26 protein-coding genes and 2 tRNA genes are annotated in these 25,471 nt (G+C 65.0%); 19 read left to right on the top strand and 9 right to left on the bottom strand.

The genetic code is table 11. The annotated features are described in order from the left end of the window. Positions 1–170: 170 nt before the first annotated feature. Both J2X92_RS07710 and J2X92_RS07705 read left to right on the top strand, forming a co-directional pair. A complete protein-coding gene (locus J2X92_RS07710; protein WP_307574664.1) occupies positions 171–1,103 on the top strand; it encodes a histone deacetylase family protein in 933 nt (310 codons plus the stop codon). Beyond that, on the top strand, positions 1,103–1,546 hold the full coding sequence (locus tag J2X92_RS07705) for an acyl-CoA thioesterase (protein WP_307574662.1): 444 nt from the start codon (positions 1,103–1,105) through the stop codon (positions 1,544–1,546). The genes J2X92_RS07710 and J2X92_RS07705 overlap by 1 nt, the downstream gene beginning before the upstream one ends. A gap of 69 nt (positions 1,547–1,615) precedes the next feature. Here J2X92_RS07705 and J2X92_RS07700 read toward each other — a convergent pair whose 3' ends face one another. Next, positions 1,616–2,023, bottom strand: coding sequence for a hypothetical protein (locus J2X92_RS07700; protein ID WP_307574660.1), 408 nt, complete (start codon positions 2,021–2,023; stop codon positions 1,616–1,618). A gap of 25 nt (positions 2,024–2,048) precedes the next feature. Then, on the bottom strand, positions 2,049–2,282 hold the full coding sequence (locus J2X92_RS07695; RefSeq protein WP_055805098.1) for a CsbD family protein: 234 nt from the start codon (positions 2,280–2,282) through the stop codon (positions 2,049–2,051). A 181-nt stretch (positions 2,283–2,463) separates the two neighbouring features. Between J2X92_RS07695 and pncB the strand changes: the two genes are divergently transcribed. From pncB to J2X92_RS07670, 5 genes are read left to right on the top strand one after another with little or no spacing between them, the layout of a single operon-like run. Beyond that, positions 2,464–3,684, top strand: coding sequence for a nicotinate phosphoribosyltransferase (gene pncB, locus J2X92_RS07690; RefSeq protein ID WP_307574658.1), 1,221 nt, complete (start codon positions 2,464–2,466; stop codon positions 3,682–3,684). A gap of 26 nt (positions 3,685–3,710) precedes the next feature. Next, a complete protein-coding gene (locus J2X92_RS07685; protein ID WP_307574656.1) occupies positions 3,711–5,123 on the top strand; it encodes a sodium:proton antiporter in 1,413 nt (470 codons plus the stop codon). A gap of 11 nt (positions 5,124–5,134) precedes the next feature. Beyond that, complete coding sequence (locus J2X92_RS07680; RefSeq protein ID WP_307574654.1) at positions 5,135–6,121, top strand: 2-hydroxyacid dehydrogenase; 987 nt, start codon at positions 5,135–5,137, stop codon at positions 6,119–6,121. Positions 6,122–6,151: 30 nt separating this feature from the next. Further along, a complete protein-coding gene (locus tag J2X92_RS07675; RefSeq protein WP_307574652.1) occupies positions 6,152–7,531 on the top strand; it encodes a DNA recombination protein RmuC in 1,380 nt (459 codons plus the stop codon). Then, positions 7,528–8,697: an MFS transporter gene (locus J2X92_RS07670; RefSeq protein WP_307574650.1), complete on the top strand. Its 1,170-nt coding sequence runs from the start codon at positions 7,528–7,530 to the stop codon at positions 8,695–8,697. The genes J2X92_RS07675 and J2X92_RS07670 overlap by 4 nt, the downstream gene beginning before the upstream one ends. Here the strand turns inward: J2X92_RS07670 and J2X92_RS07665 are convergent. From J2X92_RS07665 to earP, 4 genes are all read right to left on the bottom strand, one after another. After that, positions 8,692–9,555: an LOG family protein gene (locus J2X92_RS07665; RefSeq protein WP_307574752.1), complete on the bottom strand. Its 864-nt coding sequence runs from the start codon at positions 9,553–9,555 to the stop codon at positions 8,692–8,694. The genes J2X92_RS07670 and J2X92_RS07665 overlap by 6 nt on opposite strands. Before the next feature lie 68 nt (positions 9,556–9,623). Beyond that, on the bottom strand, positions 9,624–10,403 hold the full coding sequence (locus J2X92_RS07660; protein ID WP_307574649.1) for a crotonase/enoyl-CoA hydratase family protein: 780 nt from the start codon (positions 10,401–10,403) through the stop codon (positions 9,624–9,626). An 81-nt stretch (positions 10,404–10,484) separates the two neighbouring features. Then, positions 10,485–11,039: an elongation factor P gene (gene efp, locus J2X92_RS07655; RefSeq protein ID WP_028258883.1), complete on the bottom strand. Its 555-nt coding sequence runs from the start codon at positions 11,037–11,039 to the stop codon at positions 10,485–10,487. Positions 11,040–11,216: 177 nt separating this feature from the next. Beyond that, positions 11,217–12,317 (bottom strand): elongation factor P maturation arginine rhamnosyltransferase EarP, encoded by a 1,101-nt coding sequence (earP, locus tag J2X92_RS07650; protein WP_307574647.1) that lies wholly within the window; start codon positions 12,315–12,317, stop codon positions 11,217–11,219. Positions 12,318–12,405: 88 nt separating this feature from the next. Between earP and J2X92_RS07645 the strand changes: the two genes are divergently transcribed. The 4 genes from J2X92_RS07645 to J2X92_RS07630 all read left to right on the top strand — a co-directional run bounded on the left by J2X92_RS07645 (position 12,406) and on the right by J2X92_RS07630 (position 17,389). Further along, complete coding sequence (locus J2X92_RS07645; protein ID WP_307574644.1) at positions 12,406–13,848, top strand: M20/M25/M40 family metallo-hydrolase; 1,443 nt, start codon at positions 12,406–12,408, stop codon at positions 13,846–13,848. A 74-nt stretch (positions 13,849–13,922) separates the two neighbouring features. Then, the gene (uvrC, locus tag J2X92_RS07640) at positions 13,923–15,884 is read left to right on the top strand and encodes an excinuclease ABC subunit UvrC (protein ID WP_307574642.1); all 1,962 of its coding nucleotides are present in this window, start codon (positions 13,923–13,925) and stop codon (positions 15,882–15,884) included. A gap of 54 nt (positions 15,885–15,938) precedes the next feature. Continuing rightward, positions 15,939–16,505 (top strand): CDP-diacylglycerol--glycerol-3-phosphate 3-phosphatidyltransferase, encoded by a 567-nt coding sequence (gene pgsA, locus J2X92_RS07635; RefSeq protein WP_307574641.1) that lies wholly within the window; start codon positions 15,939–15,941, stop codon positions 16,503–16,505. Further along, on the top strand, positions 16,502–17,389 hold the full coding sequence (locus J2X92_RS07630) for a DMT family transporter (RefSeq protein ID WP_307574639.1): 888 nt from the start codon (positions 16,502–16,504) through the stop codon (positions 17,387–17,389). The genes pgsA and J2X92_RS07630 overlap by 4 nt, the downstream gene beginning before the upstream one ends. Positions 17,390–17,402: 13 nt before the next feature. On the opposite strand, the gene J2X92_RS07625 is transcribed toward J2X92_RS07630, so the two are convergent. Beyond that, on the bottom strand, positions 17,403–18,365 hold the full coding sequence (locus J2X92_RS07625) for a LysR family transcriptional regulator (RefSeq protein ID WP_307574637.1): 963 nt from the start codon (positions 18,363–18,365) through the stop codon (positions 17,403–17,405). 71 nt (positions 18,366–18,436) lie between these two features. Between J2X92_RS07625 and J2X92_RS07620 the strand changes: the two genes are divergently transcribed. The 6 genes from J2X92_RS07620 to J2X92_RS07595 all read left to right on the top strand — a co-directional run bounded on the left by J2X92_RS07620 (position 18,437) and on the right by J2X92_RS07595 (position 23,781). After that, positions 18,437–19,348: an alpha/beta fold hydrolase gene (locus J2X92_RS07620; RefSeq protein WP_307574635.1), complete on the top strand. Its 912-nt coding sequence runs from the start codon at positions 18,437–18,439 to the stop codon at positions 19,346–19,348. After that, the gene (locus tag J2X92_RS07615) at positions 19,345–20,430 is read left to right on the top strand and encodes a tartrate dehydrogenase (RefSeq protein WP_307574634.1); all 1,086 of its coding nucleotides are present in this window, start codon (positions 19,345–19,347) and stop codon (positions 20,428–20,430) included. The genes J2X92_RS07620 and J2X92_RS07615 overlap by 4 nt, the downstream gene beginning before the upstream one ends. Positions 20,431–20,645: 215 nt before the next feature. Continuing rightward, a complete protein-coding gene (locus J2X92_RS07610; protein ID WP_007830705.1) occupies positions 20,646–20,918 on the top strand; it encodes an HU family DNA-binding protein in 273 nt (90 codons plus the stop codon). Positions 20,919–20,946: 28 nt separating this feature from the next. Continuing rightward, positions 20,947–21,022 (top strand) — tRNA-Val (locus tag J2X92_RS07605). 80 nt (positions 21,023–21,102) lie between these two features. Then, a complete protein-coding gene (locus J2X92_RS07600) occupies positions 21,103–23,013 on the top strand; it encodes a SurA N-terminal domain-containing protein (protein ID WP_307574633.1) in 1,911 nt (636 codons plus the stop codon). Positions 23,014–23,106: 93 nt separating this feature from the next. Then, positions 23,107–23,781, top strand: a complete 675-nt coding sequence (locus J2X92_RS07595; RefSeq protein ID WP_307574631.1) for a histidine phosphatase family protein — start codon at positions 23,107–23,109, stop codon at positions 23,779–23,781. 30 nt (positions 23,782–23,811) lie between these two features. On the opposite strand, the gene J2X92_RS07590 is transcribed toward J2X92_RS07595, so the two are convergent. Both J2X92_RS07590 and J2X92_RS07585 read right to left on the bottom strand, forming a co-directional pair. Next, positions 23,812–24,135: a hypothetical protein gene (locus J2X92_RS07590; RefSeq protein WP_307574630.1), complete on the bottom strand. Its 324-nt coding sequence runs from the start codon at positions 24,133–24,135 to the stop codon at positions 23,812–23,814. Positions 24,136–24,165: 30 nt separating this feature from the next. Beyond that, a complete protein-coding gene (locus tag J2X92_RS07585; RefSeq protein ID WP_307574628.1) occupies positions 24,166–24,414 on the bottom strand; it encodes a GlsB/YeaQ/YmgE family stress response membrane protein in 249 nt (82 codons plus the stop codon). Between the two features lie 203 nt (positions 24,415–24,617). Here J2X92_RS07585 and J2X92_RS07580 point away from each other — a divergent pair, with 203 nt between their 5' ends. Together J2X92_RS07580 and J2X92_RS07575 are read left to right on the top strand one after the other, a co-directional pair. Next, positions 24,618–25,250: a YbhB/YbcL family Raf kinase inhibitor-like protein gene (locus J2X92_RS07580; protein WP_307574626.1), complete on the top strand. Its 633-nt coding sequence runs from the start codon at positions 24,618–24,620 to the stop codon at positions 25,248–25,250. Positions 25,251–25,325: 75 nt separating this feature from the next. Beyond that, a tRNA-His gene (locus J2X92_RS07575) sits at positions 25,326–25,401 on the top strand. Positions 25,402–25,471 lie beyond the last annotated feature (70 nt).

Here is a 25,471-nt window from a genome sequence, read left to right as displayed (position 1 = left end):
TGAAAACTCCAGAAAGATGGGTGGTCGGTTCACGATTGCGCTGCCCCTCGTCGTCTATGTTGCGGTGCAGCATGGCCTCAAGTATAGGCAGCACAGATTTCCAATCAAGGGGGTTTTGCTGCTTTGCAGCAATTTAGAACACACTTTCTAAATTCGCGCGGCGCCCCAGAATGCAGGCCATGCGCGCCTTCTATTCCGGCCAGTTCGTGCTGCCCCTGCCCCCCGGCCACCGGTTCCCCATGTCCCGTTATGCCTTGCTGCGCGACCGATTGCTGGAGCACCTGCCGGCTGTGGAGATGGAACAGGCGCCCCGCGCCAGCGATGGCGAGCTGGCGCTGGCCCACACGCCGCAGTGGATCGCCGCCATCAGCGACGGCAGCGTGAGCCCGCAGGCCATGCGGGAGATCGGCTTTCCCTGGAGCGAGGCGATGGTCGAGCGTTCGCGCCGTTCCACCGGGGCGACCATTGCCGCCTGCCGCGCCGCGTTTGCCGGCGGGGTGGCGGCCAACATGGCGGGCGGCACGCACCATGCCTACGCCGACAAGGGAGGGGGATTCTGCGTTTTCAACGATGCCGCCGTGGCCGCGCGGCTGATGCAGGCGGAGCATGGCCGCAGCGGCCGACAGCTGCGCATTGCGGTGATCGACCTGGACGTGCACCAGGGCAATGGCACGGCCAGCATCTTCCGCAATGACCCGAGCGTCTTCACGCTCTCCCTGCACGGGCAGAAGAACTTCCCCTTTCGCAAGGAGGCGAGCGACCTGGACGTGGAGTTGCCCGACGGCTGCGGCGATGCCGAATACCTCACCGCGCTCGAGCATGCGCTGGACGAGCTCGACCGGCGCTTTTCGCCCGGACTGGTGATCTACCTGGCGGGCGCCGACCCCTTCGAGCGCGACCGGCTCGGCCGGCTCAAGCTGAGCTTCGACGGCCTGGAGGCGCGCGACCGGCGCGTGTTCGACTGGGCCTGGCAGCGCCGCATTCCGCTGGCCTTTGCGATGGCCGGCGGCTACGCGACCGATATTGCCGAAACGGTGCAGGTGCAGCTCGGCACCTTCAGGGTGGCCTTCGACTATTGGCGCCGCTGGCAAAATGCCGCGTGATGAGCTCCGCCAACAAACCCACGCCGAACGCCAGAAGCAGCTACCGCGCATTTCGCAGCATCCCCACGCGGTGGGCCGACAACGACATGTACGGCCACGTCAACAACGTCGTCTACTACAGCTGGTTCGACACGGCGGTGAACGCGCTGCTGATCGAGCGCGGCGCGCTCGACATCCACCAGGGGCAGATCATTGGCTTCGTGGTCGAAACGCAGTGCAACTATTTCGCTCCCATCGCGTTTCCACAGACGGTCGAAGCAGGGATCAGGGTGGCCCAGGCGGGCCGCTCGAGCGTGCGTTACGAGATCGCTCTCTTTGCGGAGGGCGCCGACACGGCGGCCGCACAGGGCCATTTCGTGCACGTGTACGTGGACCGTGCCACGCAGCGGCCAGTGCCTTTGCCCGAGGCGCTGCAGCGGGTGGTCGACTCGCTAAAGGCCTGATTTAAAGACAAACGGCGCCCTCGGGCGCCGTTGTCTCTTGCCACGCAGCCGCTCGGGCCACGGGGGTTCTTACATGGACTTCTTCATGGCCTTGATGTCGGCCTTGCCTTGCGATTCGTCGGCCTTGGCCTGCTTCACGCAGGCTGCCTTGGCATCGCCGGCCTGGTCGTCGCACTTTTCCTTGGCGACTTCGTAATTGGCCTTCACCTTCTCTTCAGCCACCTTGCGGGCATGGGCGTCGCTCGGCTTGTATTGCTGTTCGAGTTCGGCCTTCGCCACGTTTTCCTTGCCCTTGGCTTCCTTCTGGCAGACGTCCTTCGCGTTGTCCTTCAGCGCGTCGCACTGGGCCTTGGCGGCCTTGTAGTCGGCCTCGATCTTTTCCTTGCCGGCCTTGTACTCGTCCTTGGTCATCGCTCCGGCCTGGGTGGCCATGAAGCAGGTCGAGGCAAGCGCGAGCATGAGCAGATGTTTTTTCATTGGTTTTTCCTTGTGGTTGAGTGGATCAATACTTTTCGTACCAGAGGGTTTCCGGCGTGCGGCCGTCTCGCGTTTCCCAGTCCTTGACCTGTTTTTCGGCCTCGTCGCGGCTGATGCCGTGGCGTTCCTGAATGCGGCCGAGCAGCTGGTCGCGCTTGCCCGCAATCACGTCGAAGTCATCGTCGGTCAACTTGCCCCATTGCTCCTTGACCTTGCCCTTGAGCTGTTTCCAGTTGCCTTCGATGGTGTCCTTGTTCATGCGAATCTCCTTGTAAGGTTGATTCGGCGAGCCCATGGCCGCCGTGAACACACTGTCGCGGGGCCTATTCACCCTGACGGTAGGACGCCCAGTGCTGGCTCCGTAGGCACAAGCCGACGCTGCCCGTGATAATCGGACGCACGCCGAAAAAGCCCGGGACAACGCGCGCCGCAACAGCACCATGATCATTCACAGCCTGCTCGACACTGACCTCTACAAGTTCACCATGATGCAGGTCGTCCTGCATCACTTCCCCGGGGCCCAGGTCGAGTACCGGTTCAAGTGCCGCAACCCGGGCATCGACCTGGCCCAGTTCGCAGGCCAGATCCGCGAAGAGGTGCGAAGCCTTTGCTCACTGCAGTTTCGCGACGCCGAACTCACCTACTTGCGCTCGATGCGCTTCATCAAGAGCGACTTCGTCGACTTCCTGGGCCTGTTCCGGCTCAATGAGAAATACATCAGCATCACGCCCCAGCCCTCGGGCGAGCTCGAGATCCGCATCAAGGGACCGTGGCTGCACACCATCCTTTTCGAGATCCCGGTGCTCGCGATCGTGAACGAGGTCTACTTTCGCAATACGCAGAAGAAGCCCGATTTCGCAGAAGGCCGCCGGCGCCTTGAAACCAAGATCGGGGAACTGCAGGATGCAGGCCTGGCCGATCTCAAGATTGCCGACTACGGCACACGCCGCCGCTTCTCCAAGGACTGGCACGAAGAGGTTCTGCGGACGCTGAACAACAGGCTCGGCGCCGTCACCTCGCCGCCGGTGCTGGCCCAGCCCGGCGCGCGGCTGCCCCAGCTTGCGGGCACCAGCAACGTGCTCTATGCCATGAAGCTCGGGCTCATTCCGCTCGGCACCATGGCGCACGAATATTTGCAAGCCTGCCAGGGCCTCGGCCCGCGGCTGCGCGACAGCCAGATCTTCGGCTTCGAGAGCTGGGCTCGCGAATACCGCGGCGACCTGGGCATTGCGCTGTCCGACGTCTACGGCATGAGCGCCTTCCTGCGCGACTTTGATCTTTACTTCTGCAAGCTGTTCGATGGCGCGCGCCACGACAGCGGGGATCCGTTCCAGTGGGGCGAGCGCATGCTGGCCCACTACATCGCGAACCGGGTCGATCCGCGCACCAAGACGCTGATCTTCAGCGACAGCCTCACCGTGCCGCGCACCATCGAGCTCTACCAGCAGTTCCGCGGCCGCTGCCAACTGGCGTTCGGCATCGGCACCAACCTCACCAACGACCTTGGCTACGAGCCGCTGCAGATCGTCATCAAGATGATCACCTGCAACGGCCAGCCGGTGGCCAAGCTGTCGGACACTCCGTCCAAGAACATGTGCGAGGACGAGAAATACCTGGCCTACCTGCGCCAGGTGTTCGAGATCGAACAGCCGCCCGCCTGATGCCCGTCTGGTACGGCACGGCTCCAATGAAAAAAACAGTTCGCCTGGCGGCAGCCGCGGTGCTGCCGATGATGTTTCCGGCGCTTGCCATGGCCGCCGACCTCGACGGCAGCAAGCTGTCGGCGATCTGGGGCATTCCGTTCGCAGGCCTGCTGCTGTCCATTGCGCTGATGCCGCTGCTCGCCCCTTCGGTCTGGCATCACCACTACGGCAAGATCTCGGCCGCCTGGGCGCTGGCGTTCCTGCTTCCCTTTGCCGCAATCCACGGCGCGCCGCTGGCTGGTTCCCAGCTGGTGCACGCGCTGGTCGAGGAATACATCCCCTTCATCATCTTGCTCACCGCGCTGTTCACGGTGGCAGGTGGCATCCACATCCGGGGCAACCTGCACGGCGCGCCCGGGCTCAACACGGCCATCCTCGCCATTGGCGCGGTGCTCGCGAGCCTGATGGGGACGACGGGCGCCTCGATGCTGCTGATCCGGCCGCTGATCCGCGCCAACGACAACCGCTTGAGCAAGGCGCACGTGGTGGTGTTCTTCATCTTCATCGTGTCGAATGCGGGCGGCTCGCTCACGCCACTGGGCGATCCGCCGCTGTTCCTCGGCTTTCTGAAGGGCGTCGACTTTTTCTGGACGGCGCAAAACATCCTGCCTGAAACGCTGTTTCTCGTCGGCCTGCTGCTCGCGCTGTTCTACGTGATCGACCGCCACTACTACCGCAAGCAGGGCGTGCTGCCGATCGACCCGACGCCGGACACCCGCCGCATCGGCTTCGACGGCGCCGCCAATTTCTGGCTGCTGGGCGGAGTGGTCTTCCTGGTGTTGCTCTCCGGCATCTGGAAATCACCCGTCGGCTTCGACGTGTTCGGCACGCACGTCGGCCTACCGGGGCTGGTGCGCGACGTCGGGCTCATCGCCATCACGCTGCTCTCGTTCAAGACCACTTCGGCCAAGGTGCATGCCGACAACCAGTTCGAATGGGGCCCGATGGCCGAGGTGGCCAAACTGTTCGCGGGCATCTTCCTCACCATCGTCCCGGTGATCGCAATGCTCAAGGCCGGCGCGAACGGGCCGTTCGCAGCGGTGATTGCGGCCGTGACAAAGCCCGACGGCCAGCCTGATCCGGCCATGTATTTCTGGGCTTCAGGCATCCTGAGCTCGTTTCTCGACAACGCGCCCACCTACCTGGTGTTCTTCAACACCGCGGGCGGCGATGCGGCCACGCTCATGACCACCTACGCCACCACGCTGGCCGCCATTTCTGCCGGCTCGGTATTCATGGGCGCCAACAGCTACATCGGCAACGCACCCAACCTCATGGTCAAGGCCATTGCCGAGAGCCGCGGCGTGCGCATGCCGAGCTTCTTCGGCTACATGGGCTGGTCCGTGGCCGTCCTCATTCCGTTGTTCGTTCTTTCCACCTTCATCTTCTTCCGTTGAGTGCAAACATCATGAGCAAGCCCAAGATCCTGGTCGCCCGCGCGATCTTTCCGGAAACCATCGAGCGCCTCTCGCAGCATTTCGAAGTCGAGTCGAACCAGGCCGACGAGAGCTGGAGCAAAGAGCAACTGATCGCCAAGCTCAAAGGCAAGCAGGGCGCCTTCACCACCGGCAGCGAGCGCATCGACGCCGCGGTGCTCGACGCCTGTCCTGACCTGAAGATCTGCGCCAACATGGCCGTGGGCTACAACAACTTCGACGTCGACGCGATGGCCGCGCACGGCGTGCTCGGCACTAATGCGCCCGACGTGCTCACCGAAACGACGGCCGACTTCGGCTTTGCACTGCTGATGGCCACGGCCCGGCGCATCACCGAAAGCGAACACTTCCTGCGCGCGGGCAAGTGGCAAAAGTGGAGCTTCGACATGTTCGCCGGCTCCGACATCCACGGCTCGACGCTCGGCATCATCGGCATGGGCCGCATCGGGCAGGGCATTGCCAAGCGCGGCGCGCACGGCTTCGGCATGAAGGTGGTCTATCACAACCGCTCGCGCCTAGACGTCGCGCTGGAGGCCGAATGCAAGGCCAGCTACGTGAGCAAGGAAGAGCTCCTTAAGACCGCCGACCACGTGGTGTTGGTGGTCCCCTATTCGCCGGCGTCGCACCACACCATCGGCGCGGCCGAGCTCGCGCTGATGAAGCCGACTGCCACGCTGGTGAACATTGCGCGCGGCGGCATCGTCGACGACGCGGCGCTGGCCGTGGCCTTGCGCGAGAAGCGCATTTCGGCGGCGGGTCTCGACGTATTCGAAGGCGAGCCCAAGGTCCACCCCGACCTGCTGACCGTGCCCAACGTGGTGCTGACGCCGCACATCGCGAGTGCCACCGTGCCCACGCGCCGCGCCATGGCCGATCTTGCGGCGGACAATCTCATCGCCTGGTTCAGCGGCAAGGGAGCGCTGACGCCCGTCACGCCCGTTCCGCCGGCCGGCAAATAAACAAGCGGCGAGCAGCGACGCAATTCGACCTTGGAACTTCCTGACTTGATTCTTCTTCTGCTGGCGGCGCTCGCCGTCGTGCAGCTCGCGCTGCTGGTCTGGCTGCTCGCGCGGCGGCCGCCCAGGCCCGACCACAGCGAGATGCTGACGGTGCTGGCCGCCATGGGCGCAGCCAACGAACGCACCGAGCGCGAACTGCGCCATGAGATTGGCGAAAGCTCGCGTGGCGCGCGGCAGGAAACCGCGCAGGCCTTCGCCACTTTTCAGCAAGCGCTGGTGCAGCAGGGCGCGGAGGCCACGCGCACGCAGAACGCGCAGCTGGACGCTTTTTCGCTGCAGCTCGCGGCCTTGCAGAAGATCCTCGCCGACACGCTCAATACCCAGCTGCAAGGCCTGAGCGAGTCGAACGCACGCCGCCTGGCCGAAGTGCGCACGACCATGGAAACGCAGCTCGCGCAGCTGCAGCAGAGCAACACCGCCAAGCTCGACGAAATGCGCAAGACGGTCGACGAGAAGCTGCAGAGCACGCTCGAAGCCCGCCTGGGCGAAAGCTTCAAGCAGGTGGCCGACCGGCTCGAACAGGTGCACAAGGGCTTGGGCGAAATGCAGACCCTGGCGGTGGGCGTCGGCAGCCTGCAGCGCGTGCTGACCAACGTGAAGACGCGCGGCGTGTTCGGCGAGGTTCAGCTCGAGGCGCTGCTCGAGCAGGTGCTCACGCCCGACCAGTACGCCAAGCAGGTCGAGACCAAGCCGCGCAGCGGCCAGCGCGTCGACTTTGCCATCCGGTTCCCGGGCCGGGGCGGCGACGGTGCCCCGGTGTGGCTGCCCATCGATGCCAAGTTTCCGCGCGACGACTATGAACGCCTGATCGATGCGCACGAGCGCGCCGACGCCGTCGCTGCCGAGCTTGCGGCCAAGGCGCTCGAAGCGCGCATACGCAGCGAGGCCAGGTCGATTGCCGAGAACTACCTTGCCGCGCCGCACACCACGGATTTCGCCATCCTGTTCCTGCCCGTCGAAAGCCTCTACGCCGAAGTGCTGCGCCGGCCGGGCCTGATGGACGCCATCCAGCGCCAGCACCGCGTGACACTGGCAGGACCGACCACCTTGCTCGCCATGCTCAACAGCCTGCACATGGGCTTTCGCACGCTGGCGCTGGAGCATCAGGCCTCCGAAGTCTGGAAGGTGCTGGGCGCGGTCAAAACCGAGTTCGAGCGCTATGGCGAATGGGTGTCGCGCATCAAGGAGCAGGTGGCCAAGGCGTCCGACACGCTCGACAAGGCGGATACGCGCGCCAAGCAGATGCGACTTGCGCTGCGCAAGGTCGAGGCGCTGCCCGAGGCGCAGTCGCAGGCGCTGTTGCCTTCCACGGCTGAAGCAACCGACAGCGAGGGCGACGACACCCCGTGAAAGGCTCCGAACTGCTGCGCGTCATCGGCGCCCAGGTCTGCCTGCACGCCACCATGGCCGGCATGCGGCTCGCAACTCCGCTGCTGGCGCTGCAACAGGGATACAGCGCGGCAGCGGTCGGCGTGCTGATTGCACTGTTCGCGCTCACGCAGGTTTTCCTTGCCCTTCCGGCGGGACGCTTTGCCGACCGTTATGGCTTCAAGCGGCCGCTGTGGCTTTCGGTCATCGCGGCTTCGGCCGGCGCGGGCCTCGCGCTCGTCTTTCCAACCTTCCCGGTCATGTGCGTTGCAGCGCTGCTCACGGGCGGGGCCACGGGCGCGACCGTGATCGCGCTGCAGCGCCACGTGGGCCGCTCCGCCACCAATGCCAATCAGCTCAAGCGGGTGTTCAGCTGGCTGGCGATTGCGCCCGCCGCTGCCAACTTTGTCGGTCCGTTCCTCGCCGGCCTCTTGATCGACCATGCCGGGCGCGCGCCGGCGGACATGCTGGCCTTCCGGGTCTGCTTCGCGGTCATGGCGGCACTGCCGATCGCCTGCTGGCTGCTTGCGCGCGGCGCGCACGAGCCGCCGCGCATTGCGCCCGTCGCAGGGGCTGCGCCCACGCGGGCCTGGGACCTGCTGCGCGAGCCGATGTTCCGCCGCCTGCTGTTCGTGAACTGGCTGCAATCGTCGAGCTGGGACGTGCACGCCTTCGTGCTGCCGGTGCTGGGGCATGACCGCGGCATCAGCGCTTCGGTGATTGGCTCGATCCTCGGGGCTTTCGCCATCGCCGCGGCCGTGATCCGGGTGGTGCTGCCCCTGATTGCGTCTCGCGCCTCGGAGCGCAGCGTGATCCTGAGCTCCACCATCGTCACGGCCGCGGTGTTTGCGGTCTATCCGCTGCTCGACTCGGCCTTGACCATGGGGCTGTGCTCGGTGATCCTGGGCTTTGCGCTTGGCGCGGTCCAGCCGATGGTGATGAGCATGCTGCACCAGATCACGCCGCACGCACGCCACGGCGAAGCGCTGGGCCTGCGCCTCATGACCATCAATGCCTCCAGCGTGGCGATGCCGATGTTGTTCGGATCGATTGGTGCGCTGATCGGGATCGCGGGCGTTTTCTGGGTAGTGGGCGGTGTCATCGCGCTGGGAGCGCGCGCCACCTGGGGTTTGAAGGCGCCCTTATAGTTTGTAGAAGCGCTTGATCGCGTCCCAGGCGTCATCCGCCGCGTCGACGTACTCGAACAGATTCACGTCGGTCGGCGAGATCACGCCTTCTTCGATCAAGAAATCGAAGTCGATCAGCTTCTTCCAGTAGGCCGAGCCGAACAGCACGATCGGCACCGGCTTGGACTTCTTGGTCTGTACCAGCGTGATCACCTCGAACAGCTCATCGAGCGTGCCGAAGCCGCCTGGAAACGCCACCAGCGCCTTCGCACGCATCATGAAGTGCATCTTGCGGATGGCGAAGTAATGGAACTTGAAGCTCAGCGCCGGCGTGACGTAGGGGTTGGCTTCTTCCTCCATGGGGAGCGCGATGGCCAGGCCAACCGAAATTCCGCCGCCTTCGTGCGCGCCGCGGTTGGCAGCCTGCATGATGCCGGGGCCGCCGCCGGTGCAGACGAAAAGCTTGTCCTCGGGCTCCTTGTCGCTGCTGTACTGCGCAACCAGCTTGCCGAAGGCGCGCGCCTTCTCGTAGTAGTGCGAGCTGCGCGCGAGGCGCCGCCAGCGCTCGGCTGCCACGGCGTCTCCGGCGGCATCGGCCTGCGCGACCAGCGCGGCTGCCTCTTCCTCGCTGCGGAAGCGCGCACTGCCGAAGACCACCACGGTGTTCTCGATGCCGTGGGCGCGCTGCTCCAGGTCGGGCTTCATCAGCTCCAGCTGCATGCGGATGCCGCGGGTTTCACGGCGCAGCAGGAATTCCGGATCGGCGAAGGCGAGGCGCGAAGGATCGAGATCGAGCGGGAGGCCTTTTTCCGAGTGCGCCTTGAGGGTGGCCCAGGCGTCCGCGAGGCGCTTGTCGTGAAGGTCGTGCGTGTTGTTCATGAAGAAATCAGACAGGAAGATTCGCTGCATTGTGCAGCGTTGCGGCCGCCATGCCCCGCGGATCAGGCTCAGCAAGTGCCATGCCGGCCCGCGCCGCGAATGAAGCGCTCGGCGCCCGCCGCGCCTTCGGCCGCCACCATGGGGACGCCGAGCCGGCCTTCCTGCCGCAGCGCATCGGCCAACGGCAAATTCCACTGGGCGTAGGCTGAATGGCGGTCCGCGCGCATGCACTGCTGGGGGAACGACGCGATCTCACGCGCGAGCGCTTCGGCCGCGTGGCGGGATTGGCCGCGGGGCACCACGCGGTTGACCAGGCCCATGGCGCTCGCCTCTGCGGCATCAACGGGCCGGCCGGTCAGGATGAGGTCGAGCGCGCGGCCCATGCCGACGATGCGCGGCAGCCGCACCGTGCCGCCGTCGATCAGCGGCACGCCCCAGCGCCGGCAGAACACGCCGAGCACGGCGTCTTCCTCGGTCACGCGCAGATCGGCCAGCAGCGCGAGTTCCAGCCCGCCGGCCACGGCATGGCCGCTGATGGCGGCGATCAGTGGTTTTGAAAGCGCCATGCGCGTGGGGCCCATCGGGCCCGAGCCGCCGCCTTCCGGATCGAGTTCGTTGCGCCGTGCCGGATCGCTCACGGCACCCAGGTCGGCACCCGCGCAGAAGGTACCGTGCTCGCCCCAAAGCACGGCGACAAGCTGGCTTTCGTCGGCCTCGAAGCGTTCGAAGGCATCGCGCAGCGCATCGGCCATGGGCCGATCGACGGCATTGCGCTGCCTGGGGCGGTTCATGACGATGGTGCTGACCGGCCCATCGATCTCGGTGCGGACGCTGGCGGACGTGTTCATGGGCACAAGGGTAAGCCCATCAACGAAAAAAGGCTCCTTGCGGAGCCTTTTGTCATGCGCCGGCCAGGCGGCCGGAAGCGTTCAGACGCGCTTGCGGTATTCGCCGGTGCGGGTGTCGATTTCGATCTTGTCGCCTTGCGCAACGAAGAGCGGCACCGGCACTTCAAAGCCGGTGGCGATCTTGGCGGGCTTCATGACCTTGCCCGAAGTGTCGCCCTTGACGGCCGGCTCGGTCCAGGTGATTTCGCGTTCGACGCTGGTCGGCAGTTCGACCGAGATGGCCTTGCCGTCGTAGAACACCACTTCGACAGCCATGCCGTCCTCGAGGTAGTTGAGGGCGTCGCCCATGTTCTCGGCTTCGACTTCGTACTGGTTGTACTCGGTGTCCATGCAGACGTACATTGGGTCGGCGAAGTAGGAGTAGGTGCACTCCTTCTTGTCGAGCACGATCTGGTCGATCTTGTCGTCCGCCTTGAAGACCACTTCGGTGTTGAAGTTGGCGATCAGGCTCTTGAGCTTCATGCGCACGGTAGCGGAGTTGCGGCCGCCGCGGCTGTATTCGGTCTTGAGGACGACCATCGGGTCCTTGCCGTGCATGATGACGTTGCCGGCGCGGATTTCTTGAGCGATTTTCATATCAGGTTCTCTGGATGTTGGCCGCTCGGTGCGCGGGGCCGTCGGCGACGTTTGCAATGTTGCGATGCAACGTCTTGCCGGCGTCATTGGCCCCGCGGTACATGTCCCGCGGCAGGTTTGGCGGAGTGCATCTCGGATCCTGTTAGATCCGGGCCGAAATCCGCAAAGCCCGCTATTTTAGCTTTTTCCGGCGACCAGATGCCGCAGCTGCGAGACCAAGTCCTCCTGGCGGCCCAGCTTTTCGCGCGCGGCCTGCACGGTTTCGCGCCAAGGGCCTTCGGTTTCCAGTGGGGGGAGGGTGCTGTCCGCGAAGCCGTTCCAGGCGTGGTGAAACTGCCGGACGGACGGCGGGGCGCCGAGCCAGTCCAGCCAGGCGCCAAGCTTGACGTGGTGCGCGTCGTCGTCCTGCGGGTAGATCTGCCAGACCAGTGGGGCGCCGGCCCAGAGGGCGCGCACGAGCGAATCTTCGCCGCGCACGAAATTCAGGTCGCAGGCCCACAGGAGATGGTCGAAATCCGGCTGCGTCAGGTAGGGAAGGTAGGAAATCGACAGCGCACCGAAGCCTTGCGAAGACCTGCCGGGCGGATGCTTAGGGCTGGAGAAAAAGGCCGTGACCGCGTGCGCCGCACGGCCGGAAGTCACCAGAAGCCGCGTGGGTTCGATGTCGGCGGCCAGCTGTTCGAGCAATTGGGCCAGCGCGGGAGGCTCATAGCAGAAGAGCGAGACGAGGCGCTCGTCCTCCCGCCAAGGAATCTCATGCGCCGCCAGCCATTGCGCGCGGTCGAAATGCGCTCGCCGCTCCGGCAGGCCGGGCTCCCGCAGCAGCCCTCCCGTGCCGGGCGTGAAGCCCGGATAGAAAAAGCGTTTCGTCAGCCCCGCGCCCGGTCCTTTGAACACCGGCGAAGGCAGGCCGTGCAGCCGCTCGACATAAGGTTCCGCCGACAGGTATTCGAGATTGATCCAGGCCCGGGCGGGCGCTCCGGCATTGGGCGGCTCGGCAAAGCGCGCGATCAGCTCGGGTGCCGGGTCGCATCCGAAGGCTTCGATCAGCACGTCGGGCGTCGGGGCCGCCGCGGCCTTGTGCACAGCGGCAGGGTCGAGCCAGTCGACCACCTCCACGCCGTCGCAGCCCGCGGGCGCCATCCAGTGCAGCGCCGTGGCGTCGTCGATCCACAGGCGTACGCGCTCGCCGAGCGCCGCCAGCTGGCAGGCCAGACGCCAGCACACGCCCAGGTCGCCGTGGTTGTCGATGACTCTGCAGAAGATGTCCCATTGCATGGGGCAAGTGTGCCCGTCTTCGGCGGATCGGGGCAGCGTGGCTGCTTGGTATGCTGGCCGCCACCACAACATTCCGGAGCGAGAAACCATGCGCATGAAGACCCGTCGTTCGCCGCTTTCCCTTGGTTCCCCTGGTTTTGCGAAAAGCGTGCTCGCGCTGTCTCTCGCCCTGTGCGGCCTGGCCGCATCGGCGCAGACAACGCCATCGCTGACCCCGCAGCAGCAGCGCTTCCACGACATCTACAAGGAGTTGATCGAGATCAACACCAGCCATTCGGTGGGCGACAACACACTGGCGGCGCGCGCCATGGAAAAGCGCCTGATCGAATCGGGCTTTGCGCCCGGCGACATCCAGGTCTTCGAGCCGTTTCCCAAGAAGGGCAACCTGGTGCTGCGCTTCAAGGGCAACGGCAGCAAGAAGCCGCTGCTCCTCTTGGCCCACATCGACGTGGTCGAGGCCCGGCGCGAAGACTGGAAGACCGACCCGTTCAAGCTGCAGGAAACGGGCGGCTATTTCACGGCGCGCGGTTCCATCGACGACAAGGCCATGGCCTCTGCCCTGGTGTCGGTGCTGGGGCAGCTCAAGCAGGAAGGCTTCAAGCCGAGCCGCGACATCATCCTGGCCCTGACCGCCGACGAGGAGCGGGGCGACGCCCTCAGCAACGGCGCCTTCTGGCTGATCAACAACAAGCCAGAACTGCTGCAGGCGGAATTCGGCATCAACGAAGGCGGCGGCGGCGAACTGCGCGGCGGCAAGCCCAACCTGCACCGCATGCAGGTGGCCGAGAAGATGTACACCACCTACATGCTAGAGGCGCGCGACGTGGGCGGCCACAGCTCGGTGCCAACCAAGAGCAACCCTATCTACGCGCTGGCGGCCGGGATGGAGCGGCTGGGAAATTACGCGTTCCCCGTCAAGCTGGCAGACGTCACCAAGACCTACTTCGCGCGCAGCGCCCCGTTTGCCACAGGGCAGCTGGCCGACGACATGCGCGCCATCGGCGCCGGCAACCCTGACGCCGCAGTGATAGAGCGACTCTCGGCCAACCCGGCCTACAACGCGCAGCTGCGCACCACCTGCGTGACGACGATGGTCCAGGCGGGCCACGCCGAGAATGCGCTGCCGCAATCGGCCAAAGCCACGGTCAACTGCCGCATCCTGCCGCACGACGACCCGGAGGAAGTCGAGCGCCTGCTGACCCAGGCCGTCGGCAACGACAAGATCGTGGTGCGCAATCTCGGCAAGCCCTTGCGCAGCCCGGCCTCGCCGCTGAACGGCGATCTGGTGAAGACGGTGGAGTTGGTGACGCAGGCCATGTGGCCGGGCGTGCCGGTGATCCCCGCGATGAGCACCGGCGCCACCGACAGCCGTTTCATGCGCAATGCCGGCATTCCGATGTACGGCGTGACCGGCATGTTCCTCGACCCCGCGGACGCGCGCGCCCACGGGCTGGACGAGCGCATCGAGATCCAGCGGCTCTACGACGGCCGCGAATTCCTGTACCGGCTGGTGAGCGAACTCGCGAAGTAACCCGGGGATCTCAGAAGGGAGAAGGGCGGTGGCCGTGCCGGCCGCCGCCTCGATAGCGCGCCACAATAGCCGCCATGTCAGACGTGCATTCCGATCAATTGCTCAGCGAAGTCGCGGCCTTGCCGCAGCTGCCGGGCGTCTACCGCTATTTCGACGCGGCCGGCGCGGTGCTCTACGTGGGCAAGGCGCGCAACCTCAAAAAGCGGGTTGCCAACTATTTTCAGAAGAGCCATGGCGGCACGCGCATCGGCCACATGATCTCGAAGATCGTGCGCATGGAGACCACGGTGGTGCGCTCCGAGGCCGAGGCGCTGCTGCTCGAGAACAATCTCATCAAGACGCTCAAGCCGCGCTACAACATCCTGTTCCGCGACGACAAGAGCTACCCCTACCTGAAGATTGCCTCGCACGAGTTTCCGCGGCTGGCCTACTACCGCGGCGCGGTCGACAAGAAGCACCGCTACTTCGGGCCTTACCCGAGCGCCTGGGCAGTGAAGGAATCGATCCAGCTGCTGCAGAAGGTGTTCAAGCTGCGCACTTGCGAAGACACCGTGTACGCCAATCGCACCCGGCCCTGCCTGCTGTACCAGATCAAGCGCTGCACCGGGCCGTGTGTCGGCTACATCACGCCCGAGTCCTATGCGCAGGACGTGGCCAGCGCCGAGGCCTTCCTGATGGGCGACACCCAGCTGGTGCTGTCGAAGCTGGAGGCGCGCATGACCGAGCACGCCGAGAAGCTCGAGTTCGAACAGGCCGCCGAACTGCGCAACCAGATGTCGGCGATCTCGCGTGTGTTGCACCAGCAGTCGATCGAAATAGCCTCGGACAAGGACGTGGACATCCTGGCCGTGAAAGTGCAGGGCGGCAAGGCCTGCGTCAACCTGGCGATGGTGCGCGGCGGCCGGCATCTTGGCGACCGCGCCTACTTTCCCGTGCACGTGGAAGACGCCGCCCAAATCCACCATGGCGAGCTCGATGCCGAGGAAGGCGTGGCGCCCGCGCCGGCCGACCCGATCGAGGTGCAGGTGCTCGAAGCCTTCATCGCCCAGCATTACATCGACGTGCCGGTGCCCGCCACGCTGGTGCTGAGCCATCTCGTGAGCCGCGAACTGATCGAGGCGATTTCGCAGCAGGCCGGCGCGCGCGTGACGGCCGTGTTCCAGCCGCGCGAGCAGCGCCGGCACTGGCTGGAAATGGCCGAAACCAACGCCGGCCTGCAACTGGCGCGGCTGTTGGCCGAGGAGGGTTCGCAGCAGGCGCGCACCCGCGCGCTGGCCGATGCGCTGGAGCTCGCGCCCGACGACCTGGACAACTTCCGCATCGAATGCTTCGACATCTCGCACACCGCGGGCGAGGCCACGCAGGCCTCCTGCGTGGTGTTCGAGCGCCACACGATGCAGAACCGCGAGTACCGGCGCTACAACATCGAAGGCATCACCCCCGGCGACGACTACGCCGCCATGCGCCAGGTGCTGCACCGCCGCTACGGCAAGCTGGCCGAGGCGATGGCAGCCGAAACCGACGCGCCGCCGATGGGCGATGCCGGCGGTGTGGGCAGCGATGCGCCACCCAAGACAAGGGCGGCGCGCATGCCCGACCTGGTGCTGGTCGACGGCGGCAAGGGGCAGGTGTCGATGGCGCGCGAAGTGTTCGGCGAACTGGGCTTGGCGCTGTCCCTCATCGTGGGTGTCGAAAAGGGTGAAGGCCGCAAAGTCGGACTCGAGGAACTGGTCTTCGCGGACGGGCGCGAGAAGGTCTACCTGGGCAAGGATTCCGCGGCGCTGATGCTTGTGGCGCAGATTCGCGACGAGGCGCACCGCTTCGCCATCACCGGCATGCGCGCCAAGCGCGCCAAGGTGCGTGTGGGCGGCAGCCAACTCGAAGACATTCCGGGCATTGGGCCGAAGCGCCGCGCGCGCCTGCTGCAGCGTTTTGGCGGAATTCGCGGCGTGGCGGCAGCCAGCGTCGAGGACATCGCATCGGTCGAAGGCATTGCCACCGACCTGGCCGAGGAAATCTATCGCGCGCTGCATTGAGGCCGATTGCCCCTGGCTTTCGGCACGCCACGTGTGCATGACACAATCGCCCGCATGTTCTGGACCCTTCCCACCATCATGACCTGGACGCGCATCGTCGCGATTCCATTGATCGTTGGTGTGTTCTACCTGCCGATGGCCGAGCCGATGCGCAATCTGATTGCCACGGTGATGTTCATCGTCTTTGCCGCCACCGACTGGCTCGACGGCTTCCTGGCGCGCAAGCTCAACCAGACCTCGGCCTTTGGCGCTTTTCTCGATCCGGTGGCCGACAAATTCCTGGTATGCGCCTCGCTCTTGGTGCTGGTTCACCTGCAGCGCGCCGACGTGTTCGTGGCCTTGATCATCATCGGCCGCGAGATCGCGATCTCGGCCCTGCGCGAATGGATGGCGCAGATCGGTGCCAGCAAGAGCGTGGCGGTTCACATGATCGGCAAGGTGAAGACCACAGTGCAGATGGTCGCGATTCCGTTCCTGCTCTACGACGGACAGCTTTTCAAGGTCATCGACACTGGTTTGTGGGGGCGGTGGCTGATCTGGATCTCGGCCGTGCTCACCATCTGGTCGATGGTCTATTACCTCCAGAAAGCGATCCCCGAAATCCGGGCCCGCGCGAAATGAGTGCGGCGGTTGCGGCCCGCAACGCGGGCTGGCTGCGGGCCATGCCCGCGGTCTTCGTGCTGATATGGAGCACGGGCTTCATCGTGGCGCGCTACGGCATGCCCTATGCGCCGCCGCTCAAGTTCCTGGCCGTGCGCTATGCGCTCTGTCTCGTGTGCTTTGGCGTCTGGGTCGCGCTCGCGCGGGTCGCCTGGCCCAAGGAGCGCAAGCAGTGGGGGCACCTTGCGGTCACGGGCGTGCTGATGCAGGCGGGTTACCTGGGCGGCGTGTGGGCCGCCGTGCACGCGGGCATGGGCGCTGGGCTGGTGGCGCTGCTGGTCGGCATCCAACCGGTGCTGACCGCCGTCTGGCTGTCGTTCAATGGTGGGCGCATTTCGTGGCGCCAATGGACCGGGCTTGTCCTGGGTTTCGCTGGCCTGGTTCTCGTGGTGTCGCGCAAGTTCGGGCAGGGTTCCGAAGTCAGCGCATTGACGATGGGGCTTGCCATCATGGCGCTTCTTTCGATCACGGCGGGCACGCTGTATCAGAAGCGCTTCGTCGCGCCTTGTGACGTTCGAAGCGCCAGTGCCGTGCAAATGGCGGCGGCGTTGCTCGTGACCTTGCCCTTTGCGTTGATGGAGACGCAAGGCATCGAATGGAACGCGCACTCGATGGGCGCCATGGCGTGGTCGGTGCTTGCGCTGTCGCTCGGCGGCAGCTCGCTGCTTTACATGCTGATCCAGCGCGGAACGGCCACCGCCGTCACGAGCCTGCTCTACCTGGTGCCGCCGTGCACGGCCGTCATGGCCTGGCTCCTGTTTGGCGAACCGATCACCGTGGTGACGCTGCTCGGCATCGGGCTTACCGCGGCCGGCGTGAGCCTGGTGGTGCGCAGCGAGCGCTGACCCACACGCTTTTTTAGCGCGGCGAGCCCGCCTTGCCCGGCTTCCACGGCTCGCCGCGAAACTGTTCCGCCAGGTGATCGAGCAGCAGCCGCACGCGGCGCGGCGTCTTGGGTCGCCAGGGCGCAATCCAGTGGATGTCGGCATCGGGCATGGCGTAGTGGGACAGCACGCGCACCAATTCGCCGGAAGCCAGTTGCGGCGCAATGTCCCACAGACTGCGCAGCATGATGCCGTGGCCGGCCAGGCACCAGTCGCGCACCATTTCGCCCGAATTGCTGGCCAGCGGTCCCTGGACGCGAACGCGGGCCGTGCTGCCGTCGCGCGCGTGCCGCAGCGTCCATAGTGAGGACTGGCGCTGGTTGGGCTCGCCGTTTTCGCGCGCCACCAGGCAGTCGTGCGCGCTCAGCGCATCGACCGTGGCCGGCGTGCCGCGCCGCTCTATATATGCAGGCGAAGCGGCAAGCACGCGCTGGTTGCGCGCAATGCGTCGCGTGACCCAGTCGGCCTCGCGGCGCTGCTGCACGGCCCAGAGCCATAGCGCGCCGTCGTAGCCTTCGGCGCCAAGATCGGGGAGCCGCTCGGTCAGCAGCAATTCGATCTGCAGCCCGGGGTGGCGCGCCTGGAACGTGGCCAGCGCAGGGCCGAGCCAGCGCCGACCGAAGCCAAAGGTGGCCGCCAGCCGGATGGTGCCGACCAGGTCGTTCTGCCGCTCGCCCAGTTCGCTTTCGAGTGCTGCAAAGCCTTCGAGCAGCGTCTTGGCGTGCAGACAGACGGCTTCGCCCTCGGCCGTCACGCTGAGGCGGCGCGTGGTGCGTTCGAACAAGCGCTGGCCCAGCCTGGCCTCCAGCGCGCCCAGTCGCTTGGTGATGACGGAGGGCACCACATCGAGCGTGGCGGATGCGCCTGCCAGGCTTCCCTGGTCGCGTATGGCCAGCACGAGCTCCAGATCGCCGCGGTCCATGGACAATGAATTCATGCCAGATCGGAAAGTATGAATTGGCTGATTGTTGCTTGATGGCCGATCGGGTGCAACGCACAATTGCCCGCGTGACTGCTTCATTCTTCGACTTTCCGCAATTCGACATCGAGCGCAACGGCGTGCGCGTGCATGGCCGCATCGGCGGGCGCGGCGCCCCTTTGCTGCTCTTGCACGGCCATCCGCAGACACATCTCATCTGGCATCGGGTGGCACCGGCGCTGGCCGAGCAATTCACGGTGGTGGCACTCGACCTTCGAGGCTATGGCGACTCCGGCCGCCCGGCGGACGATGAGGGTCACATGGCCTACAGCAAGCGCGAGATGGCGCTCGATGCGCTCGCCGCCATGCGGCACCACGGCTTCGAGCGCTTCGGCGTGCTGGCCCACGACCGCGGTGCCCGGGTTGCGCACAGACTGGCCGTGGATCACCCTGCGGCCGTTGACCGCATGATGCTGCTGGACATCGCACCCACGCTCTCGATGTACGAGAACACCACCGAAGCGTTTGCGCGCGCCTACTGGCACTGGTTCTTTTTGATTCAACCTCCGCCGCTGCCGGAGGCGCTGATCGCCTCGGACCCCGTGCGCTACGTGCGCAGCGTAATGGGCGGGCGCCACGCAGGCCTTGCGCCTTTCGCGCCCGAAGTGCTGGCCGAATATGAGCGCTGTGCCGGCATTCCGGGCACGGCCGAATCCATATGCGCCGACTACCGCGCCTCAGCCACCATCGACTTGGTGCACGATCGCGCCGAGATGGCCGCCGGCCAGCGGCTCGCGCAACCGCTTCGCGTGCTCTGGGGCGAGCACGGCGCGGTGGGCAAATGCTTCGACGTGCTGGCGCTCTGGCGCGAGCGCGCACTTCAGGTTTCGGGCCGCGCACTGCCGTGCGGCCACTACGTTCCGGAAGAAGCGCCGGGCGAGCTGCTCGCCGAGGCACTCCAGTTTTTCACACCGCTCCAGCAAGAAGGAATCCGATCATGACCACCCACAGAATCGCAGTCATCGCCGGCGACGGCATCGGCAAGGAAACCATGCCCGAAGGGCTGCGCGTGATGGATGCCGCGGCGCGCAAGTTCGGCATCGACCTGAAGTTCGACCACTTCGATTTTTCGAGCTGGGATTACTGCGAGAAGCACGGCAAGATGCTGCCCGACAACTGGAAGGACCAGATCGGCGGGCACGACGCGATTTATTTCGGCGCGGTCGGCTGGCCCGAGAAAATTGCCGACCACGTGTCGCTCTGGGGCTCACTGCTCCTGTTCCGCCGCGAATTCGACCAGTACATCAACCTGCGCCCCGCGCGGCTGATGCCCGGCATCACGGCCCCCGTGGTGCGGCGCGACGGCTCGCCACGCCAGCCCGGCGAGATCGACATGTACATCGTGCGGGAAAACACCGAAGGCGAATATTCGAGCATCGGCGGGCGCATGTACGAAGGCACGCCGCGCGAAATCGTGGTGCAGGAAACGGTGATGTCGCGCGTGGGTGTTGACCGCGTGCTCAAGTTCGCTTTCGAGCTTGCACAATCGCGCCCCAAGAAGCACCTGACCAGCGCCACCAAGTCGAACGGCATCTCGATCACCATGCCCTATTGGGACGAGCGCGTGGCCGAGATGGCAAAGAATTACTCGGGCGTGAAGCTGGACAAGTTCCACATCGACATCCTCACCGCGCACTTCGTGCAGCGGCCCGACTTCTTCGACGTGGTGGTGGCGAGCAACCTGTTCGGCGACATCCTGTCCGACCTGGGCCCGGCGTGCACCGGCACCATCGGCATTGCGCCCAGCGCCAATCTCAACCCCGAGCGCACGACGCCCTCGCTGTTCGAGCCCGTGCACGGTTCGGCGCCCGACATCGCTGGCAAGGGCATCGCCAACCCCATCGGACAGATCTGGTGTGGCGCCATGATGCTCGAGTTTCTGGGCCACAAGAATGCGCACGACGCGATCCTATCCACAATCGAAAAGGTGCTGGCGCCCCAAAGCGGAGCACCGCGCACGCCCGACATCGGCGGGACCGCGAGCACCAGCGACCTCGGCAAGGCCATTGCCGAAGCCCTTTGAAATTCGGCTTCATGAAACGCCCCTAAAATCGCGCGCTCCGTTGATCTGCATGGCCTCGTGTCGTATTGACACCCTGCAGACCAGTGGTTGTAATCCTCGCTGGCAGCGCGCTGCCGAGGCGTCAGTCCTGCCAGGCTTTGCGCGTCGCGTCGTTTCGCGGCCAGCTCGCAGCTGACGAAAGCCGAAAAACTTTATTTCTTCGACAAGGGGCCCTTGTGAACAAGACCGAACTGATTGAGCACATCGCAAAAAACGCCGATATTTCCAAGGCAGCCGCTACGCGCGCGCTTGAATCCACCATCGGCGCGATTCGCACCACGCTCAAGAAAGGCGGCTCTGTGTCGCTCGTCGGTTTCGGCACTTTTGCAGTCGGTAAACGCGCCGCTCGCACCGGCCGCAATCCACGCACCGGCGACGCGATTAAAATCAAGGCCGCCAAGATTCCGAAGTTCCGTCCGGGCAAGGCGTTGAAAGACGCGCTGAACTAAGACGTAGACTCGGAGAGTATTCCCGGTGGGGTGCTTAGCTCAGTTGGTAGAGCGGCGCCCTTACAAGGCGTAGGTCGGGGGTTCGAGCCCCTCAGCACCCACCACCCACCCGATGCAAAGGCGAACACAGGTTCGCCTTTTTTATTGCCGCCCCCGACATCCGTCGCCAAAAGAGTGTTCAAGCATGTTTGATTTCTTCCGCAAGTACAACAAGATCGTCATGATTTTCTTGTTCTTGCTGATCATTCCCTCGTTCGTCCTTTTTGGCGTGGAGCGCTACCAGGGCTCCGGCGACGAGAAGGTTGCACGCGTCGACGGCAACAACATCACGCGGCCCGAGTGGGATGCGCAGCATCGCATCGAAACCGACCGCATCCGGCAGCAGTCGCCGAACGTCGATGCGGCGCTGCTTGAGTCCGATGTAATGCGCTACGGCACGCTGGAGCGCATGGTGCGCGATCGCGTGCTGGCTGCGGCAGCGGCCAAGTCGAACGTCACGGTTTCCGAAGAGCGCCTGTCGCGAATCTTTGCGCAGGACGCAGGGCTTGCCGCGTTCCGTACGCCGGACGGCAAGTTCGACCGCGAAACCTTCCAGCGCGTGACGGGCCGCACCCCCGAGCAGTACGAAGCTGCAATGCGTGCCGACCTGGCCACGCAGCAGGTGCTGCTGGGTATCTCGGGTACGGCATTCACGCCGCCCGCATTGGCCGCGGCCACGATCAACGCCTTCTACGACCGCCGCGAGATCCAGATTGCCCGCTTCACGCCTGAAAGCTTCGCATCGAAGGTGACGGTCAGCGATGCGGATGTGGAGGCTTACTACAAGGCCCACACGGCACAGTTCCAGTCGCCCGAGCAGGCCAGCATCGAATACCTGGTGCTCGACATCGAGGCGGCCAAGAAGAACATATCGGTCAACGAGGCCGATCTCAAGACCTACTACGAACAGAACACGGCGCGCTTCGGCACCAAGGAAGAGCGCCGCGCCAGCCACATCCTGATCACCGCTCCGGCGAGCGCGTCGGCGGCCGATCGCGCCAAGGCGAAGGCCAAGGCTGAACAGCTGCTGGCCGAAGTCAAGAAGGCGCCCGCCACCTTTGCCGACGTTGCCCGCAAGAATTCGCAAGACCCGGGGTCGGCGGAGAAGGGCGGCGACCTCGACTTCGTGACGCGCGGCGCAATGGTCAAACCATTCGAAGACGCGATGTTCGCGCTCAAGAAGGGCGACATCAGCGACGTGATCGAAACCGAGTTCGGCTATCACATCATCCGCCTTGCCGACATCAAGCCGGCCGTGGTGCCGCCGTTCGAACAGGTGCGCGCCACCATCGAGAACGAAGTTCGTGCGCAGCAGGCCACGCAGGAGTTCGCCAAGGCCGCGGAGACTTTCACCGATGCGGTCTACCAGCAGCCGGACAGTCTCAAGCCCGCGGCCGAAAAGCTGAAGCTTACGATCCAGACCGCAAGCAATGTCGCGCGCACGCCCGCACCCGGCGTGGCCGGTGTGCTGGCAAACCGCAATTTCCTGAACGCGCTGTTCGCGGCCGACTCGCTGGAGCGCAAGCAGAACACCGAGGCGATCGAGGTCGGTTCCAACCAGCTCGCGTCGGGCCGCGTGACGCAATACACGCCTGCTCGTCCTTTGCCACTGGCAGAGGTCAAGGACAAGATCCGTGCGCAACTCGTGACCGAGCGCGCCGCGGTCATGGCCAAGGCCGAGGGAGAAGCCAAGCTCGCCGCTTGGACCGCGAAGGCCGACGGCGCAACGTTCGGCGCGCCTGTCACGGTGTCGCGCCGAGAGTTGCAGAACCAGCCAATCTCGATCATCGACGCAGCACTGCGCGCCGACACGGCCAAACTGCCCTCACTGGTGGGCGTGGACCTGGGCACCCAGGGTTACGCCGTGGTGCGTGTCACCAAGCTCGTTCCGCGCGCGCCGTCCGCCCCGGAACAGGCGCAGCAGGAGAACGCGCAGGTCGGCCAATCGGTCACCGCAGCGGAAGAGCTCGCTTACTACAACCTGCTGAAGGAACGGTTCAAGGCCGAGATCCTGGTGCCGAAGCCGGCGGACACGCTGCCCGCAGCCGCCCGCTGATGTAGTACGCGATGTCGCGTTCGGGTCGCTGACCCAGCGCGCCCGTCGCACGTGGGACAAGCGCACCATGCGCTTGTTGCCAGAATCGCCTGCATGGGAACCCTCTATCTTGTGCGCCATGGCCAGGCCAGCTTCGGCGCCGTCGACTACGACAACCTGAGCGAGCTCGGACACAAACAGTCGGCGCGCCTGGGCGAATACTGGCGCGAACGCCGCATGCATTTCGATGCCGTGATCACCGGCACGCTGAAGCGGCATCGCCAGACTTGGGAGGGCATTGCCCAAGGGCTTGGCCTCACGCGCAACGACGTGCTTCCGTGGCCCGGGCTCAACGAGTACGACAGCGAAGCGTTGATTGCCACCATTCACGAAGGCAAGCTCGAGAAGCCCGATACGCCCGAAATGTACCGGCATCACTTCCGCCTCTTGCGTGACGGACTGGGTGCCTGGATGCAAGGCAAGACGCAGCCTGTCGGCATGCCGAGCTACGTTGATTTTCTGGCGGGCGTGACGACGGCTCTCGACCATGTTCGCGACCGGCACCATGGCGCCAAGGTGCTGGTGGTGTCGAGTGGCGGGCCGATCAGCACGGCTGTCGGCCATGTACTGGGTACGAGCCCTGAAACCACGATCGAACTCAATCTGCGCATCCGCAATACGGCGGTGACCGAGTTTGCCTTCACGCCCAAGCGCCACATGCTGGTGACGTACAACACGCTGCCGCACCTGGATGGACCGGCCTATGAAGGCTGGGTGACCTACGCCTGACGAAGCACGGACGCGGGGAGGGCGCCGATGTCAGGCCTGCCAGACGCCGTAGCCGTTCTTGCGCAGCGCGATGCCGAGCTCCACCTCCATCGATCGCGCGTCCTCGTAGCTCAGCGGGTTGTAGCGTTCGTAAAGGGTCGGCAATAGCCGGAGGCCGAATTCCTTCACGAAGCTGTTGGCCTGGATGCCCGCCTTGTGCTTGTCGAAGCGTACGTCCGGGTCGAGCCCGGTCATTCCCACGTACACAAACGGCTTGCCGAGCTGGTAGCCGGGATTGGCGCGCCGGAAGCGGCCGTGGTTCCAGACGCGGTCGTCGAGCTCGACCACGTAGACGTGATGCTTGGCCCTTGGCATGCGCGGCACGGTGCGCACTGCCTCCCTGTGTCAGCTCTTGCGCTTGATCAGGCTGTAGAGAACCAGCAGCACGATCGCGCCCAGCACGGACGCAATGAAGCCCGCACCCTGTCCCGCGGTGTACCAGCCCATGGCCTGGCCGACATAGGTCACGATCAACGATCCCGCAATGCCGATCAGGGTGGTGACGATGAAGCCGGCCGAATCGTCGCCCGGCTTGACGGCGCGCGCCACGAGACCCACGATGAACCCGATCAGAATAGTCCAGACGATGCTCATGAAAAATCCTTTGGCGGTGAATGGGAGCGCATAGAGATCCTGCGCCGTCGGTGCAGGTGGCATCGATGATAGCGGAGCAATACAGGCGCCAAGCCTCGCCAAATTGATGAAACCGCGGTCTGGTAGTTTTGCCGTCGATGGCGATGCCGTGCATGGTGCAGCGTCCTACAGGTCGCGCAGGCGCGCCGCGCTATACCGGCGCCATGCTCGAGAAACTGCCAGAAGTCATCGGTCACGCGTTGCATGGAATGCGCGCGGGCCTGGACAAGATCATTTTCAATACGCTGGGCATGCGCCAGGGTATGGCATCGATCGCGCTCACCAGCGTTGCCTTCGCGGACCATGCACCCTTGCCGCCGCGCTACACCGCCGATGGCGAAGGCGTTTCGCCGCCGCTGCAATGGACCGATCTTCCGGCGGAAACCACCTCATTGGTGCTGGTGGTGGAGGACGCCGATTCGCCGACCCCGAATCCCCTGGTGCACGCGATCGTGGTGGGGCTGCGACCAAGCGAAGGCAAGCTCGACGAGGCGGCCATTCCAAGCCGCGACAACGACGGTGCCGCCGGCTTGCATGTCGGACGCAATTCCGCGCTGCAAGCAGCCTGGCTGCCGCCCGATCCACCGCCGGGGCACGGCGCACACCGATATGCCTTCCAGATCTTTGCTCTTGGCGGAGCGCCGTTGTTTTCTGCCACTCCGGGGCGCGATGAGGTCTTCAACGCCCTGCGCGAGCATGCGCTTGCAAGCGGCCTGTTGATTGGTACCTGGGAGCGGCCGGACGGCTCGATCAAGATCGAGGAGGCCGCGCCAGCGGGCCCGTTGGCAACGGGTTGAGAAGATTTTCAAGTGCATGAACCAGTCGGGGTGGCGAAAACGGCCATTTTTGCCGCTACAATTGCGGGCTCTGCGGTGGCTGTAGCTCAGCTGGTAGAGTCCCAGATTGTGATTCTGGTCGTCGTGGGTTCGAGTCCCATCAGCCACCCCAAAATTTCTTCCTGACTGCTATTGCGCAATAGCGTCCTTGGAAAACCACTACGCCGGGCCAGCCCCGGCGT

Origin of the sequence: Variovorax paradoxus (assembly GCF_030811855.1) — a bacterium.
GTDB lineage: Bacteria > Pseudomonadota > Gammaproteobacteria > Burkholderiales > Burkholderiaceae_C > Variovorax > Variovorax paradoxus_L.
This window is presented reverse-complemented; position numbering and strand designations above follow the sequence as displayed.

What these genes read in the sequence shown, in the direction of transcription:
- J2X92_RS07710 (WP_307574664.1), top strand. Translation starts at nt 171, where the DNA reads ATGCAGGCCATGCGCGCCTTCTATTCCGGCCAGTTCGTGCTGCCCCTG.
- J2X92_RS07705 (WP_307574662.1), top strand. Translation starts at nt 1,103, where the DNA reads ATGAGCTCCGCCAACAAACCCACGCCGAACGCCAGAAGCAGCTACCGC.
- J2X92_RS07700 (WP_307574660.1), bottom strand. Translation starts at nt 2,023, where the DNA reads ATGAAAAAACATCTGCTCATGCTCGCGCTTGCCTCGACCTGCTTCATG.
- J2X92_RS07695 (WP_055805098.1), bottom strand. Translation starts at nt 2,282, where the DNA reads ATGAACAAGGACACCATCGAAGGCAACTGGAAACAGCTCAAGGGCAAG.
- pncB (WP_307574658.1), top strand. Translation starts at nt 2,464, where the DNA reads ATGATCATTCACAGCCTGCTCGACACTGACCTCTACAAGTTCACCATG.
- J2X92_RS07685 (WP_307574656.1), top strand. Translation starts at nt 3,711, where the DNA reads ATGAAAAAAACAGTTCGCCTGGCGGCAGCCGCGGTGCTGCCGATGATG.
- J2X92_RS07680 (WP_307574654.1), top strand. Translation starts at nt 5,135, where the DNA reads ATGAGCAAGCCCAAGATCCTGGTCGCCCGCGCGATCTTTCCGGAAACC.
- J2X92_RS07665 (WP_307574752.1), bottom strand. Translation starts at nt 9,555, where the DNA reads ATGAACAACACGCACGACCTTCACGACAAGCGCCTCGCGGACGCCTGG.
- J2X92_RS07660 (WP_307574649.1), bottom strand. Translation starts at nt 10,403, where the DNA reads ATGAACACGTCCGCCAGCGTCCGCACCGAGATCGATGGGCCGGTCAGC.
- efp (WP_028258883.1), bottom strand. Translation starts at nt 11,039, where the DNA reads ATGAAAATCGCTCAAGAAATCCGCGCCGGCAACGTCATCATGCACGGC.
- earP (WP_307574647.1), bottom strand. Translation starts at nt 12,317, where the DNA reads ATGCAATGGGACATCTTCTGCAGAGTCATCGACAACCACGGCGACCTG.
- J2X92_RS07645 (WP_307574644.1), top strand. Translation starts at nt 12,406, where the DNA reads ATGCGCATGAAGACCCGTCGTTCGCCGCTTTCCCTTGGTTCCCCTGGT.
- uvrC (WP_307574642.1), top strand. Translation starts at nt 13,923, where the DNA reads ATGTCAGACGTGCATTCCGATCAATTGCTCAGCGAAGTCGCGGCCTTG.
- pgsA (WP_307574641.1), top strand. Translation starts at nt 15,939, where the DNA reads ATGTTCTGGACCCTTCCCACCATCATGACCTGGACGCGCATCGTCGCG.
- J2X92_RS07630 (WP_307574639.1), top strand. Translation starts at nt 16,502, where the DNA reads ATGAGTGCGGCGGTTGCGGCCCGCAACGCGGGCTGGCTGCGGGCCATG.
- J2X92_RS07625 (WP_307574637.1), bottom strand. Translation starts at nt 18,365, where the DNA reads ATGAATTCATTGTCCATGGACCGCGGCGATCTGGAGCTCGTGCTGGCC.
- J2X92_RS07615 (WP_307574634.1), top strand. Translation starts at nt 19,345, where the DNA reads ATGACCACCCACAGAATCGCAGTCATCGCCGGCGACGGCATCGGCAAG.
- J2X92_RS07600 (WP_307574633.1), top strand. Translation starts at nt 21,103, where the DNA reads ATGTTTGATTTCTTCCGCAAGTACAACAAGATCGTCATGATTTTCTTG.
- J2X92_RS07595 (WP_307574631.1), top strand. Translation starts at nt 23,107, where the DNA reads ATGGGAACCCTCTATCTTGTGCGCCATGGCCAGGCCAGCTTCGGCGCC.
- J2X92_RS07590 (WP_307574630.1), bottom strand. Translation starts at nt 24,135, where the DNA reads ATGCCAAGGGCCAAGCATCACGTCTACGTGGTCGAGCTCGACGACCGC.
- J2X92_RS07585 (WP_307574628.1), bottom strand. Translation starts at nt 24,414, where the DNA reads ATGAGCATCGTCTGGACTATTCTGATCGGGTTCATCGTGGGTCTCGTG.
- J2X92_RS07580 (WP_307574626.1), top strand. Translation starts at nt 24,618, where the DNA reads ATGCTCGAGAAACTGCCAGAAGTCATCGGTCACGCGTTGCATGGAATG.